At 60.0% G+C, this 468-nt stretch carries 1 protein-coding gene; it reads right to left on the bottom strand.

The genetic code is table 11. The features are described from left to right. Positions 1–468, bottom strand: a 468-nt coding sequence (locus KJR01_RS10615; RefSeq protein ID WP_214119038.1) for a zinc-binding dehydrogenase, incomplete at both ends; no start/stop codon positions are given.

Here is a 468-nt window from a genome sequence, read left to right as displayed (position 1 = left end):
AGGTAAGCCGACACGTCAATCAGAGCACTAATGGTGTTGAGTATGAAATCGAACTCTCCCCGGTGATCACGGAAGAAGTTGTCGTCGCTGGTAGCAAGGGTCCGCGTGGCCCCGAGCTTTTCGGCGAATCTCTCCTTGCGCAGGCTACGTGAGAGCACCGTAACATCCGCTCCTTTAGCAGCGGCAATCTGGACCCCCATATGGCCCAGTCCGCCGAGCCCCAGCACGGCTACCTTCTGGCCAGGTCCGACGTTCCACTGGGCGATCGGCGAATAGGTGGTGATGCCGTCGCACAGCAGCGGAGCTGCCTCTACGAAGTCCAGGGAATCGGGGATGCGGCAAACAAACCTCTCGTTGACGACGATTTTCTGAGAGTAGCCGCCCTGGGTGATACTGCCGTCGACATCATGGGCGTTGTAAGTACCGACCGGCCCGTTGAGACACGCCTGCTCCTCCCCGGCCTCGCAC

It is taken from the genome of Campylobacter sp. 2018MI10, assembly GCF_018501175.1.
Taxonomy (GTDB): Bacteria; Campylobacterota; Campylobacteria; order Campylobacterales; family Campylobacteraceae; genus Campylobacter_E.
The sequence above is the reverse complement of the archived record's forward strand: the minus strand, read 5'-3'. Positions and strand labels throughout refer to the sequence as shown.